Origin of the sequence: Rhodococcus sp. NPDC127593 (genome assembly GCF_042671975.1) — a bacterium.
Classification (GTDB): domain Bacteria; phylum Actinomycetota; class Actinomycetes; order Mycobacteriales; family Mycobacteriaceae; genus Rhodococcus_F.
Window position 1 is genome coordinate 53411 of sequence record NZ_JBHXWI010000004.1, and the last position, 13791, is coordinate 67201.

General features: G+C 68.0%; 14 protein-coding genes. 3 read left to right on the forward strand and 11 right to left on the reverse strand.

From position 1 onward, the window contains the following. Positions 1-4: 4 nt before the first annotated feature. From hypD to ACFVJ3_RS04555, 8 genes are all read right to left on the reverse strand, one after another. The gene (gene hypD, locus ACFVJ3_RS04520) at positions 5-1132 is read right to left on the reverse strand and encodes a hydrogenase formation protein HypD (RefSeq protein WP_378450924.1); all 1128 of its coding nucleotides are present in this window, start codon (positions 1130-1132) and stop codon (positions 5-7) included. A gap of 25 nt (positions 1133-1157) precedes the next feature. After that, positions 1158-1430: a HypC/HybG/HupF family hydrogenase formation chaperone gene (locus ACFVJ3_RS04525; RefSeq protein WP_378450925.1), complete on the reverse strand. Its 273-nt coding sequence runs from the start codon at positions 1428-1430 to the stop codon at positions 1158-1160. A 26-nt stretch (positions 1431-1456) separates the two neighbouring features. Next, a complete protein-coding gene (gene hypE / locus ACFVJ3_RS04530) occupies positions 1457-2557 on the reverse strand; it encodes a hydrogenase expression/formation protein HypE (protein ID WP_378450926.1) in 1101 nt (366 codons plus the stop codon). Next, complete coding sequence (locus ACFVJ3_RS04535; RefSeq protein ID WP_378450927.1) at positions 2554-3246, reverse strand: SIS domain-containing protein; 693 nt, start codon at positions 3244-3246, stop codon at positions 2554-2556. Before ACFVJ3_RS04535 ends, hypE begins: the two co-directional genes overlap by 4 nt. Continuing rightward, positions 3243-3992, reverse strand: coding sequence for a hydrogenase assembly protein HupF (locus ACFVJ3_RS04540; RefSeq protein ID WP_378450928.1), 750 nt, complete (start codon positions 3990-3992; stop codon positions 3243-3245). The genes ACFVJ3_RS04535 and ACFVJ3_RS04540 overlap by 4 nt, the downstream gene beginning before the upstream one ends. Positions 3993-4036: 44 nt before the next feature. Then, positions 4037-6343, reverse strand: a complete 2307-nt coding sequence (gene hypF, locus ACFVJ3_RS04545) for a carbamoyltransferase HypF (protein ID WP_378450929.1) — start codon at positions 6341-6343, stop codon at positions 4037-4039. Between the two features lie 63 nt (positions 6344-6406). Then, positions 6407-7060, reverse strand: coding sequence for an ATP-dependent Clp protease proteolytic subunit (locus tag ACFVJ3_RS04550; protein WP_378450930.1), 654 nt, complete (start codon positions 7058-7060; stop codon positions 6407-6409). Then, positions 7057-7329 carry a helix-turn-helix transcriptional regulator gene (locus ACFVJ3_RS04555; protein ID WP_061042299.1) on the reverse strand — a complete coding sequence of 91 codons (273 nt, stop codon included), beginning with the start codon at positions 7327-7329 and terminating at the stop codon, positions 7057-7059. The genes ACFVJ3_RS04550 and ACFVJ3_RS04555 overlap by 4 nt, the downstream gene beginning before the upstream one ends. A 42-nt stretch (positions 7330-7371) precedes the next feature. Here ACFVJ3_RS04555 and lhgO point away from each other — a divergent pair, with 42 nt between their 5' ends. After that, a complete protein-coding gene (lhgO, locus tag ACFVJ3_RS04560) occupies positions 7372-8577 on the forward strand; it encodes an L-2-hydroxyglutarate oxidase (RefSeq protein ID WP_378450931.1) in 1206 nt (401 codons plus the stop codon). Positions 8578-8642: 65 nt separating this feature from the next. On the opposite strand, the gene ACFVJ3_RS04565 is transcribed toward lhgO, so the two are convergent. The 3 genes from ACFVJ3_RS04565 to ACFVJ3_RS04575 all read right to left on the reverse strand — a co-directional run bounded on the left by ACFVJ3_RS04565 (position 8643) and on the right by ACFVJ3_RS04575 (position 12221). After that, a complete protein-coding gene (locus tag ACFVJ3_RS04565; protein WP_378450932.1) occupies positions 8643-9239 on the reverse strand; it encodes a TetR family transcriptional regulator in 597 nt (198 codons plus the stop codon). Then, complete coding sequence (locus ACFVJ3_RS04570; RefSeq protein WP_378450933.1) at positions 9229-10752, reverse strand: MFS transporter; 1524 nt, start codon at positions 10750-10752, stop codon at positions 9229-9231. Before ACFVJ3_RS04570 ends, ACFVJ3_RS04565 begins: the two co-directional genes overlap by 11 nt. Before the next feature lie 71 nt (positions 10753-10823). Then, positions 10824-12221, reverse strand: coding sequence for a cytochrome P450 (locus ACFVJ3_RS04575; protein ID WP_378450934.1), 1398 nt, complete (start codon positions 12219-12221; stop codon positions 10824-10826). Positions 12222-12319: 98 nt separating this feature from the next. On the opposite strand from ACFVJ3_RS04575, the gene ACFVJ3_RS04580 reads away from it, so the two are divergent. Both ACFVJ3_RS04580 and ACFVJ3_RS04585 read left to right on the forward strand, forming a co-directional pair. Then, positions 12320-12904 carry a TetR/AcrR family transcriptional regulator gene (locus tag ACFVJ3_RS04580; RefSeq protein WP_378450935.1) on the forward strand — a complete coding sequence of 195 codons (585 nt, stop codon included), beginning with the start codon at positions 12320-12322 and terminating at the stop codon, positions 12902-12904. 76 nt (positions 12905-12980) lie between these two features. Then, complete coding sequence (locus tag ACFVJ3_RS04585) at positions 12981-13763, forward strand: class II aldolase/adducin family protein (protein WP_378450936.1); 783 nt, start codon at positions 12981-12983, stop codon at positions 13761-13763. Positions 13764-13791 lie beyond the last annotated feature (28 nt).

Here is a 13791-nt window from a genome sequence, read left to right on the forward strand (position 1 = left end):
CTGGTCAGCCTCGCTGACCCAGCAATTGGGCCGTCTCGCGGTGGAGCCGGCCGAAGTTGTAGTACGCGGCGCACGCACCCTCGGGGGACACCATGCACGTGCCGATCGGGGTCTCCGGTGTGCAGGCCGTTCCAAAGACCTTGCATTCCCACGGTTTGATGACGCCCTTGAGAACCTCGCCGCACTGGCAGGCCTTCGGATCAGCGACGCGCACACCCGGCATCGAGAACTTCTCCTCGGCGTCGAACTCGGCGTAGTTCCGGTGAACCTTGAGCGCGCTCTGCGAGATGAAACCGAGTCCGCGCCACTCGAAGTGTGGCCGCAGTTCGAACGTCTCGGCCATCAGCTTCAGCGCCTGCACGTTGCCCTCCGCGCGCACCACCCGCTTGTACTGGTTCTCGATCTCGCAGCGTCCCTCACGAATCTGCTGGAGCAGCATGTGCACCGACGCGAGGATGTCGAGTGGCTCGAAGCCCGCGACCACCATCGGTTTCCCGTACACCTCGGACACGAACCGGTACGGCCGAAGCCCCACCACGGTGGACACGTGGCCCGGGCCGAGGAAACCCGACAACCGCAGGTCGGGGGATTCGAGGATCGCCTTGATCGGCGGAACGATCGTGACGTGGTTGCAGAACACACTGAAGTTCGTCACGCCCAGCGCCCGCGCGCGCACCAACGTCACCGCGGTCGACGGCGCGGTGGTCTCGAAGCCGACGGCGAAGAACACCACCTGGCGGTCGGGGTTGTCGAGGGCGACCTTGAGCGCGTCCAGCGGCGAGTACACGAAGCGGACGTCCGCGCCGCGGGCCTTGGCCTCGATGAGATTGCCCTTGGATCCGGGCACCCGCATCATGTCGCCGAACGTCGTGAAGATGACGCCGGGTTGTTCGGCCAGCCACATGGCATCGTCGACGCGGCCCATGGGGATGACGCACACCGGACATCCCGGGCCGTGCACCAGTTCGACCGATTCCGGCAGGAGATGCTCGATGCCGTGACGGTAGATGGTGTGGGTGTGCCCGCCGCACACCTCCATGAATTTGAACTCGTCGCCGCGGGCCAGTTCGGTGATGGATTTGACCAGGGCGCGGGCCGCCGCCGGGTCGCGGAATTCGTCGACGAACTTCATCCCTGTTACCTCGTTCTTGCTGTAGTCACGCGATTTCGGACGAGTTGAACGCGTCGATCTCGTTCACGTAGTCGGCGCCCATCTTCTGCACCTGATCCAACGTCAGCTGCGCCTCGATCTCGTCGATCTTCGCCATCGCGAAACCGACGTGCACGAGCACCCAGTCACCGACGACGAGACCATCTTCGGCGAGCAGTCGCACACTGATCGTTCTCTGGACGCCGTTCACGTCCACCTTGGCCAGATGTTGTTCGGCGTCGACGATGTCGACCACCTGACCGGGTATCCCCAGACACATCGTGGTTCTCCTTCTCGGGCTGTTCTTCAGCAGATTCGGGGGAGCGGGTCACCGACGAGCATGTCGACGATCCGGCTGCCGCCGAACGAGGTTCGCAGTGCGACGATGCCCGGCGGTTCGGCCAGGATCTCGCCCACCACGGTGGCATTGGCTCCCCGCGGGTGGGCTCGCATCGCCGCGACGGCCGCATCCGCCTCGTCCGCCGCGACGACGGCGACGAACTTCCCCTCGTTCGCGACGTACAGCGGGTCGATGCCGAGCATGTCGCAGGCACCCAGCACCTGCGGCTCGATGGGCAGGAACTGCTCGTCGATGATCACGGCGAGCTGGCAGGCGTGGGCCAGTTCGTTGCACACGGTGCCGACGCCGCCGCGGGTGGCGTCCCGCATCCACCGCGTCGACGGGGCCGCGTCCAGCAGGGTCTCCACGAGCGAGTTCACCGGGGCCGTGTCGGAGGCGATGTCGGCCTCGATCGCGAGGTCACCGCGGGCGAGCATGACGGCCATGCCGTGCTCGCCGATGGTGCCCGACAACAGAACCTTGTCGCCGGCGCGGACGAGGTCGGGCGACAGCCGTCTGCCCTCCGGGATGACACCGACACCGGCGGTGGAGATGTAGACACCATCGGCGGCACCCTTGCCGACGACCTTGGTGTCGCCGGTGACGATCTGCACTCCCGACAGGACAGCCGCCTCGCTCATGTCGGCGACGATCTCCCGCAGTTCGGCGATCGGGAATCCCTCCTCGATGACGAATGCCGCCGACAACCACCGCGGACGCGCACCGGACACGGCGAGATCGTTCACGGTCCCGTGCACCGCGAGATGCCCGATGGAACCGCCGGGAAACCGCAGCGGCTGAACCACGTACGAGTCGGTGGAGAACGCGAGCCGCTCACCCGAGGGCATGGTGAGCGCGGCCGCGTCACCGAGTTGCTCGAGTTCCTCGTTGCGGAACGCCTCGACGAACACCGCATCGACGAGGGCCGCCGACGACTTTCCGCCCGCACCGTGAGCGAGTGTCACCACCTCGTCGAGTAGCCGGGGCCGGCGTTGCCGGAACTTGTCGATCCGCTCGAGGACCCGGTCTTCGCGTTCCGCCGAGGTCGCCGGTTCGGTTGTGCTCATGAAGCCTCCACGGAGTGGGGAGCGGGCCGCGTCATGTGTTCCTGGGCCACCGACCACAGTCGGTACCCGAGCATCGCGTGGCTCTCCTGGATCCGGTGGATGCTCTGCGAGTGGACGGTGTAGCAGAAATCGAGTTCGCCGGCGGACGCCATCGCCGCCATCCGGCCGCCCTCGTGCCCGGCGAAACCGATGGTCAACAGGCCTCGCTGCTTCGCCTCGGTGAGCGCGGTCATCAGATCGTCCGAGTTGCCGGACGTCGACAGGGCGATCGCGACGTCGCGGTCGCGGGCGTGGGCGATGATCTGCCGCTTGAAGATCAGATCGAAGCCGACGTCGTTGCCCAGCGCCGTCACCACGGCCTGATCGGCGGCGAGTGACCACGCCGCCACCGGACGCCCGCGGGCGGGACGGCTGAACAGCGAAGCCAGGGTGGCGGCGTCGGTGGAGCTGCCGCCGTTGCCGAACGTGTAGAGCCGACCGCCGCGACGGAACCTGTCGGCCATGTCGATCCCGGCCGCGGTCAGGCCGTCCCCGTATTCGTCGAGGGACTCCTTCTGCAGGCGCGCGCTCTCGGTGGCCTTCCCGCGGGCGGACGCGGCGAGGTCGTCCAGGAGGCTCTGCGCGTCCGTCTCCTCCGCATCGATGAACGGGTACAGGAAGCTGGTGCTTTCCGAGTCGTGTGTGGTCATCGGTTCGCCTCCGGACCCGTGTCGTCGAGGCGCGTGATCGCGGCACCCGCATGCACCAGCACGAGGTCGTCGGGCCGGACGTCGCCGAGAACGCTGACGTCCACCCACTCCTCGCCCGCGGCGGTGCGGACCAGGGCGGGCCCGAGCGGTTCGGCCGGCTCGATCACGACCTCGCCGAGACGACCCTCGTCGCTGCACGTGACGCAGACCGTCTCGTCGCACTCATCGGCGTCGGGCTTCAGCAGTCCCGAGTGCTCGAAGCAGACGTGGGTGAGTTCCCACAGCAGGTGATACATGAGGACGAATCGCCCGGTGGCCGGCACCATCGGGTCGTCCGAATCGACCCAGAGGATGTGGTTCGCCGCACCGGCCGGTGGTCGGGGGCCCGCCCCGATCCACAATGTCATCGCGCCCCATGCCGGTGCGCGGCGCATCGCGTCGATCACGGCGGGCTCGTTCGCCGACGCCACGGCGAGCAGGATGTCGCCGGGCCTGCTCGCCACCCGGGCCTGCGCGACCGGATCGGGCTCGACGAGTGCCACCGACGGCAGCGCCCGTTTGCCCATGATCACGGGATGGACGAATTCGACGGCGACGTGATGGGCGTGCGGTTCCCACTGGGGTGAGATCACCCAGAGCGTCGCGCCGTCATGGAATCTGCGGGCGAGTGACAATGCTGCGGCGGCGAGATCCGCAGACAGGTCGGTGTCGACAAGGTGCCCGCCCGCCTCTGCGGTGGTGGTCATTCACTAGCTCCCGTCCCGGACCGGCCGGTCGGGGGCTGCCGACGTCACGGTCCACGCATGGTCGCCGCGGCACCGATCACCGCCTGGCCGAGGGAGAGTCCTCCGTCGTTGGGAGGCACCCGGTGGTGGGTGAGGACTCGATAACCGCTGCTCTCCCAGTGTGCTCTCACCAGTGCGAGGAATAAACGGTTTTGAAAGACTCCTCCGGTGAGTCCGATCGTCGACGCGCCGGTCGCGGTGGCGGCCCGGTCGACGAGGTCGGCGGTGGCGGCGGCGAGGGCATGGTGGAAGCCCAGTGCGAGCGCCGCGGGCGGGGTCCCGTCGCGGAGTCCGGCAACCAGTCCGGACATCAGGACGGCCAGCGTGAGCTGGTCGTTCTCCACTTCCATGGCCAGGGGAGCCGGATCCGGGGCGGTCCGGGCGAGGGCCTCGAGTTCGATGGCCGCCTGCGCCTCGTAGGTGACCCGGTGCCGGACCCCGAGCAGCGACGCGACGCCGTCGAACAGGCGGCCCGCGCTCGTCGTCCTGACGCAGCCGAGACCCGACAGAAGTTGCGATTCCACGGCCGCGCGTTCCGCGGTGGGGATCGCCTCCACGCACGGCAGTCCGTCGACGTCGGTGATCCCGCACTCGTGCAGCAGAGCCAGCGCCACCCGCACCGGATTGCGGACGGCGGCGTCACCGCCCGGCAGCGAGAAGGGCTGGATGTGTCCCACCCGCCGCGTGTCGAGGATGTTCGGGCCGACCAGGAGGAGTTCGCCGCCCCACACGGTGGTGTCGCAGCCGTACCCGGTCCCGTCGAACGCGACCCCGAGCACCGTCGTCCCGACCAGCCCGTGTTCGGCCATCAGAGACGCGACGTGCGCGTGGTGGTGCTGCACGGTGAGCAGGGGGACGCCGGTCCTCTCGCTGTACCGCCGGGCCCAGTGGTGCGTCGAATACCCGGGGTGCCGGTCGGCGACCACGGCCTCCGGGGTGATCCCGTGCAGATGCGTCAACTGCCGCACCGAAGTCTCGAAGGCGCGCTGGCTCTCCAGGCTGCCCATGTCGCCGAGGTGCGCCGAGCAGAACGCGTAGTCCTGCCGGGTCAGGCAGAAGGTGTTCTTGATCTCCGCGCCCACCGCGAGGATCTCGGGGCCGTGCGCGGGGAGCACGACCGGCAGGGGCGCGAACCCACGGGAGCGGCGGATCGGCAGCACCGCCCCGCCCTCCACCGCGAGCACCGAATCCTCACAGGGCACCGCGATGCGGCGGTCGTGCATCAGGAACACGTCGGCGATGTCCCGCAACCGGGTGCGGGCGTCGTCGTTGTCGAAACAGAGGGGTTCGCCGCTCAGGTTTCCGGACGTCATGACCAGCACCCGCGGTGGTTCGGCGTCGCTGCCGGGTGTCGGGGTGAACAGGAGATGGTGCAGCGGGGTGTAGGGGAGCATCACGCCGAGGTCGTCGATCCCGGGCGCGATTCCGTCGGCGACCTCCGCGGTATTCTGCTTGCGCAGCAACAGGATCGGCCGCGCCGCGTGTCGCAGCAGTGCGCTCTCGGGCTCGGAGATCTCGCACAGCTCGGCGGCGACGGACAGGTTCGCGGTCATCACCGCGAACGGTTTGTCGGGGCGGTGTTTGCGCGCCCGCAGAGTCCCGACGGCGGTGCGGTCGGCGGCATCGCAGACGAGGTGGAATCCGCCGAGGCCCTTGACCGCCACGATCCGGCCGTCCCGCAACGCCCCCTGCACCGCGGTGAGGACGGCGTCGTCCCCGTCGATCCGCCGACCGTCGATCTCGGCGAACACGTGCGGACCGCAGTCGGGGCAGCACACCGGCTGGGCGTGGAACCGCCGATCCGTGGGGTCGCGGTACTCGGCGAGGCACGCCGCGCACAGCGGGAACTCGGCCATCGTGGTGTTGGGCCGGTCATAGGGCAGGTCGGTGATCACCGTGAACCGCGGCCCGCAATTGGTGCAGTTGACGAACGGGTGGCGATACCGCCGATCGTGCGGATCGGCCAGTTCACGAAGACAATCCGCGCACGTCGCCACGTCCGGCGACACCAGCGTCCGCGCGCCGGGGACGTGCCGGCTGTCGATGATCCGGAACGACTCGTCCCCGCGCACCGGAACGGGCTGGACCGTCGTGTCGACGATCACGGCCATCGGCGGCGCATCCGTGCTGAGCCGGCGCACGAACTCGGACACCGACGCGGACTTGCCCTCGATCTCGATGAACACGCTGACGTCGTCGTTGCCGCAGTGGCCGTGCAACCCCAGGTCGTCGGCCAGCCGCGCGATGAACGGGCGGAAGCCGACCCCCTGCACGACCCCGTGGACCGTGATGCGCGATCGTTCGACCGTCATCCTCGGATGATTCCCCCGTCGAGGTGCGGGGCGCAAGAGTCGTCCGGTGGAGGTCCTGCCGGATTACTCCCCTTCGACGGAGCGTGCGCCGGTGACGGCGTCGATCAACCCGTAGTCGCGCGCCTCGTCGGCGGTGAGGATCCGGTGGTCCCGCATGTCGCCGATCACCGTGTCGACGGGCTGCCCGCAGGAGTCGGCGATGCGCTGCTGCAGCCTCCGCAGCTGCTGTTCGTGGTGTTCGGCGGCCGTCGCGATGTCGGACGCCGGACCGGCGCAGGATGTCTGCGGTTCGCGAAGGTGGAACGTGGCATGCGCCGCCGCCGTCCGGCGGTCGGCGGGCGCGAGGAGGGCGATCGCCATTCCGTGGACGTCCCCGCGGCAGTGGACGTGAAGCGGCACCCCCATCAGGTCGAGGGTGTCGAGGAGCGTGGCGGCGGCGTCGACGTCGGCGTCGACGCCGTGCAGCCACAACTGGACCTCGTCGTCGTCCGAGGCGTCGAGCAACGCGAGTGACGCCGCCGCGCGGTTGGTGGCCTCGGCGTCGAGTCGGCCGGTCAGCGACACGATCCGTTTGTCGAACAGGCGCTCGGCCAGCCAGTCGGGACCGGGAGCGGAGACCGACGTGACGTGCGTCGGCGCGGGCGGCTGCCGGGGGTCCGGCTGCCAGGGCGTGTGAAACGGCGGGACCGGCGGTGGGGTGGGTGGTGGCCAGATCATGGTGATGACTCCCGGTGCGCTGAGATCGTCCAGTCGACCGTCCGGCCCACGGCCTCCGCGTACCGTTCGAGTGTCGACAGGCGGGGGTCGACGTCGCCGCGTTCGAGCCGTGCCACGGCCGACTGCGACGTGCCCATGTGGGCGGCGATCTCCGTCTGCGTCAGACCGCGCTCGCGGCGAGTGGTGACAAGCTCGTCCAGCAGCGCTCGACGCCGATCGGACAGGTGCTCCAGTCCGGGAAAAGACGTGCGTCGAGGGGTGGTCGACATACCATCGATGATATCTCGAAAACGGTATACGGAGGTGTGCTCATGGCGAAGATTCGTGCGGCCGTCATCGGCGGCGGCATCATCGGTCTGGCGGTCGCCCGGGAACTTCTGCACCGGATGGACGCCGTCGAGGTGACGCTGTTCGAGAAGGAAACCCGGGTCGCGGCCCACCAGACCGGCCATAACAGCGGCGTCGTCCACGCCGGCCTGTACTACCCGCCGGGCAGCCTGAAAGCGCGCCTGTGCCGCCGTGGTGTCACCCTCCTGCAGCAGTACGCGGAGGACAAGGGCGTGGCCTACGAGGAATGCGGCAAGGTGGTGGTCGCCCACGACTCGTCCGAAGTGGCTCGGATGGACGCCATCTTCGACAGGGCGGTGGCCAATGGGGTCCCCGGCGTCCGGAAGGTCCCCGGGGAGGAGATCCCCGAGATCGAACCGCACGCACGCGGAGTCGCCGCCGTGCACTCGCCGCACACCGCGATCATCGACTACGTGGCGATCTCGGAGGCTCTCGCCGCGGACATCGCCGCCGCGGGTGGGCGCGTGCTCCTCGGCCGGGAGGTCGTGGGCCTGGACAGCCGGCCCGCGGAAACAGTGGTCACCACCCGGAACGGCAGTGAGGCCTTCGACCTGGTGGTCACGTGCGCGGGACTGCAGTCCGACCGGGTGGCCCTGATGTCGGGTGAACCGCGATCGCCTCGGGTGGTGCCCTTCTTCGGCGACTACTTCCTGCTCGAGCCCGGGCGGTCCTCGCTCGTGAAGGGCCTGATCTACCCCGTTCCGGACCCGCGGTACCCGTTCCTCGGCGTTCACCTCACCAAGAGGATCGACGGGCGAATCATGCTCGGACCGAACGCCTTTCTGTCCTTCGGGCGGGAGGCGTACGACCGTCGGGGGTGGTCGGCGTCGGACATGATGTCGGCGGTCGGGTTTCCCGGATTCTGGCGGTTCGCCGCCCACAACACCGCGGCGGCGGTCCGCGAGGCCCGCACCGTCCTCAGCACGGGCCAGTTCGTGAAGGAGGCGCAGAAGTACGTCCCCGACGTGCGCCGCTCCGACGTCACCCGTGGACCCCGGGGCATCCGCGCTCAGGCGATGAACGCCGACGGCAGCCTCGAGGACGACTTCGTCATCACCGGGTCGGGACGCGTCATTCACGTCCGGAACGCGCCCTCACCAGGTGCGACGTCGTCCCTCGCCATCGCCGAACATGTCGTGACGGAGGTTCTCGCCCGCGCCTCAGCCTGACACTGCGTCGCCCAATGTCGCACCGGTGCAGTCGAAGTGAACCACGGTGACATCGGGCGCCGGGTCTACGGCGTCGCGCTCCGCCCGAGTGTGAGTCCGTCCTCGAGGAATTCGAGCGCGCGCAGGGCGAGGGGCAGATCCCCCGGAAGCTGACCGACGACACCGAGGACGACGCCGACGATCGCCCCGGCGAGCGCGCGGACCTCGAAGTCGTCGGCGGTGCGCCCGATCCTGCGGGCCATGACGCCCGCGATCATGTCGATGCTGCGCACCATTTCCTGCATGACGGCCCCGCGCAGTTCCGGGACCGAATACAGCAGTTCCTGACGCCTCCGCTCGAAGTCCACGTCTGCCTCGGACAGACCGGCGAACACGGATTCGGCGGCCTTCCGGAACGCGGTGATCAGTGGGACGTCCGCCGGTTGCGCCTCGATGGCCTCGATCATGAGCGGATCGAGGTCGTCGGCGAGGACCAGTTGTTCCTTGGTGGGGAAGTACCGGAAGAACGTGCTCGGCGACACGTCCGCGGCCTCCGCGATCTGCTCGATCGTCGTCTCGGCGTAGCCCTGTTCACGGAACAACCGAAACGCCTCGGAGCGGATGGTCAGCCGGGTGCGCGCCTTCTTCCGCTCCCGCAGGCCTGGTCGAGCGTCAATGGACATGTATCGATTCTGACTCATCCTGCTCCCGGGCCGGGGTATCGCGGGGCGTGAAGCGCGCTGCGAGCACCATCGCGACGGCGCAGATGCCCGCGCACACCCACAGCATGAGGCTCATCCCCGACAGGAACGACGCCTGGACGTGCGCGAGCATCGACGGGTCGCCGGTCGCCTTGGCCACCGCGACGCCGGCGTTGACACCGTCGCGGACCGGATCCGCGTCGAGCGCGCCCAGTTCGGTCCGGTAGCGGGTGGCGAGCACGGTGCCCAGCACTGCGACCCCGATCGTTCCGCCGGCTTGGCGCAGCGCTTGGATCAGTGCGGAGCCGGAACCGGCACGTTCGGCCGACAACGCGCCGAGGGCCGCACCCATCGCCGCCGGCATCACGAAACCCATTCCCGCGCCGACGAGTGCGATCCACGTCGCGGTGAACCAGTACGCGGAATCGACGGAGGTCAGGGCGCCGGTCGCGAGTCCCGCCGTGAGGAGGGTGAACCCGATTGCGATGACCGGCCGGGCGCCGGCCCGCCGGAGCAGTTGGTCGCAGAGCCGGGTGCCGACCAGTAGTCCGCCGATCAACGGCAGCAGTCGGAGGCCGCTGCCCAGCGCGTCCACGCCGAGCACGGCCTGGAAATACTGCGGCACCGTGAAGAACAGTCCGAACATCCCGAAGTTGACGAGCGTCGTGAAGATCGTGCCCCAGCGGAATCCGGGGCTGGCGAACAACGACGTGTCGATCAGGGGATGACGCGACCGGCGCTCCCACATCGCGAACAGTCCGAGCACGACCACGGCCGCCGCGATCGACGCCAACGCCAGTGTGTCGCCCCAGCCGTCCTGGCCGGACTTGATAAAACCGTAGGTGAGGCAGAGTAATCCGAATGACGATAGTGCGGCGCCGAGATAGTCGGTTGGCGACTGCTCTTCGCTGCGCGATTCCGGAACCAGGGTCGCGACGGCGATCGCGCCGACGACGACCAGTGGCACGTTGATCAGGAACACCGACCCCCACCAGAAGTTCTCGAGCAACCACCCGCCGAGAATCGGGCCGAGGGGCAGGCCGATCGCGGTGGACGTCACCCAGATCGTCAATGCCCGCGACCGTTCGTCGGCGTCGGGGAACAGCACGGGCAGCACCGCCATCGACAGCGGCATCATCACCGCGGCCCCCAGCCCCAGCAGGGTGCGTCCGGCGATCAGCTGACCCGACGTGCTCGCATAACTGCAGAGCAGCGACGCGACGCCGAACAGGACGAGGGCGCCGAGCAGGAGCTTCTTGCGGCCGTACCGATCACCGAGCGCGCCCGCTGGAAGCAACGCGGCGGCGAGGACCAGGGTGTATGCGGAACTGAACCACTGCAGTTGCGAGTTGTCCGCTCCGAGATCGACCGCCAGCGTCGGCAGCGCCACCGTCAGGACCGTGATGTCGAGACCGATGGTCAGCATGGCCACGGACAGGGCTCCGAGCGCCCACCAGCGGCGGGGGGCGACTTCGATGACCGTCGTTTCACTCATGACAGCTCCACTCGAAAGGAAGTTACTATATTTTGATAGTAACTCTCACTTTGTGCCTGTCAAGGGGCCGGTCAGCGTCGGCGGAGCTGCAGCGTGAAGCCCTCGGGCATGAGGGTGAGCCGCTCGGCGACCTTCAGCCGGTAGCCGGGGTCGCCCACGATGTCGTATCGACGCAGGATCGTGCCGAGAACCAGGACCGCCTCGTGGAGTGCGAACTGTCGTCCGATGCAGGCGCGCTCGCCGGTCCCGAACGGCTTGTACACGTGGGCGGGGCGGGACCTGATGCGCTCGGGCAGGAAATGGTCGGGATCGAACGCCTCGGGATCGTCGCCCCATACGGGGTCGCGGTGCAGGGCGGGGATGAGGACGAGAACCCAGTCGCCGACCTTCATCGGGTACTTGCCGACGAGGGTCGTGTCGACGGTCGCCTCCCTGCCGTACGCGGGGGCCGTCGGCCACAGTCGCAACGATTCGTCGAGCACGCGGCGCACGTAGCGGAGCTTCGCGATCTGCTCGAACGCAGGCTCCTCGTCGCCCCAGATCGCATCGACCTCCGCCTGCGCCTTCGCGAGGACGTCGGGGTGCCGCGACAGGTAGTACAGGGTGAACGACAGCGCACCGGACGTGGTTTCGTGCCCCGCGACCAGGAACGTCACCACCTGATGGCGAATATTCAATTCGTCGATCCGATCGGGGTCGTCCTCGCGCGCTGCCCGCAGCATGAGTTCGAGCAGGTCCTCGGGGCCGGCCTCGGCGCTGTCGCGGCGGGCACGGATCACCTCGTCGACGACCTCGGCCATGTGTTCCAGGTTGGCGACGTTGCGTCGATCCGACCGTCGCGTCAGCAGGCGTCCGAGCGCGCTGGACTTCACGAACGTGGTGCGCTGCGAATGGCTCAGCGCGCCGACCATCGCCTGCACGAACGGGTGCGGCCGCTCGCGTCTGAACGAGTCGAAGGAATAGCTGAAACCGGTGCGGCCGATGGTCTCGAGCGTCAGCTTCGTCATGTCGGAGGAGACGTCGACGGGGGTGCCGTCCACGCGTTCGTCCCAGTGCTCCGTCAGTTCGCCGGCGACATCCAGCATCGTGCGGTGATACGACCGCATCGCCGATTTCGTGAATGCCGGGGCGAGGAGGTTGTGCGCCTTGCTCCAGTTCGGCTCGTGGTTGTATGCGGTGAACAACCCGTCGCCGCCGACCTCGCGCAGGGACGCGACGCCGGGCGCCAGGTGCTTCGCGAACCGGGATTCGTCGGAGAGTTCCGCGACCATGTCTGCACCGGACGCGAACACGAACCGATTGCCGAGAACGTTGCGCTCGAAGATCGGCCCGAGTCTTCTGCCGATCTCCATCGAATTCTGCACGGGGGTGCGGATGCTGATCCCGAAGACGTCGCCGACGACGGGAAGCCGCCATCGAGGATGCGGGATGGTCGCCTCCGCCGTGGTGTGCAGTGATTCGACGCTCATTGTCGACCCCCGTGTCGATGTGGCCCGCGTTACTGAATTGATGTCTAGTACGCAAGGTACGCCTTACTGAACCGGTGTCAAGCAGTACGGTGACTGGCATGACCAGCGCCCGCCGACGACTCGCCCCGGAGCAGCGGCGCGCGCAGTTGCTCGACATCGGCGCGCGGCTGTTCGCAGACCGCCCGTACGAGGATGTGTGGATCGAGGAGGTCGCGGAACTCGCCGAGGTGTCGCGCGGATTGATGTACCACTACTTCCCGACGAAGCGGGATTTCTTCGCCGCGATCGTCGAACGCGAATCCGAACGACTGCTCGACGTGACGGCCCCCGACTCCACACTCCCCGTCGAGGAACAGGTCGCGGCCGGCCTCGACGCGTACTTCGAGCACGTCGCGAGCCACCGGCACGGAGTCCGGGCCATCAACCGCGGCGCGCTGTCGGCCGACTCCGACATCCGGGCCATCGTCGACCGGGAACTCGACGCGCAGCAGCGCCGCATCGTCGACGCGCTCGATCCCCCCGGCAGCGAGCGGGAACTCGTCGGCGTCGCGGTGCGCGGATGGATCGCGTTCGTCCGCGCCGTCTGCATGGACTGGCTCGACCACCCGTCGATCGCCGAGGGCGAGCTACGTGAACTCTGCCTGCGCTCGCTGCGGGGAATGCTGGGTGGGCGGCTCGACTGAGCCAAAGGGCTGGCACTTAAATAAATCAGTTGATATATTTAAGCCGAAATCCCTTCGGTGATCAAGGAGATCCCGCATGAGTGCACCCACCGTTACGTCGCAGGGCCGAACGAGCCCGGCGAAGACCGAGGCGGAACTGCGTCGTGAACTCGCGGCGGTGTACCGCCTGCTCGCGCATTTCAAGATGACCGACCTCATCTTCACGCACGTCTCGGTCCGGCTTCCCGGACCCGAACATCACTTCCTCATCAACCCGTACGGTCTGCTCTTCGAAGAGATCACCGCGTCCAACCTGGTGAAGATCGGACTCGACGGCGAACTCGTCGAACCGTCCGAATATCACGTCAACCCTGCGGGATTCGTGATCCACGGCGCGATTCACGAGGCCCGGACGGACGCGCAGTGCGTGCTGCACACCCACACGAAGGCCGGGTGCGCGGTGGCCGCGCAGGAGCACGGACTGCTGCCGCTGAACCAGATCTCGATGGAGTTCTACAACCGGGTCGGCTACCACGACTACGAGGGCATCGCCCTCAACACGGCCGAACGCGTGCGGTTGGTCGAGGATCTCCGCGACCACCCCGCGATGATCCTGCGCAATCACGGACTGCTCACCGTGGGCGAATCCGCCGCCGAGGCTTTTCTGCGAATGTTCTATCTGGAGAAGGCGTGTGACATCCAGATCGCCGCCCAGGCATCGGGTGAACTGCGCGTTCCGTCGCCCGAGATCGCCGAGCACACCGCGCGGCAGTTCGCCGGCGAGGCCACGGACGACTACACCGACGATCAGGCCTACGAGATGGCGTGGGCGGCGCTGCTGCGGATACTGGACCGCACCGCCCCCGATTACAAGGACTGACAGAGGCTTACAAGAACTGGCAGAGGCG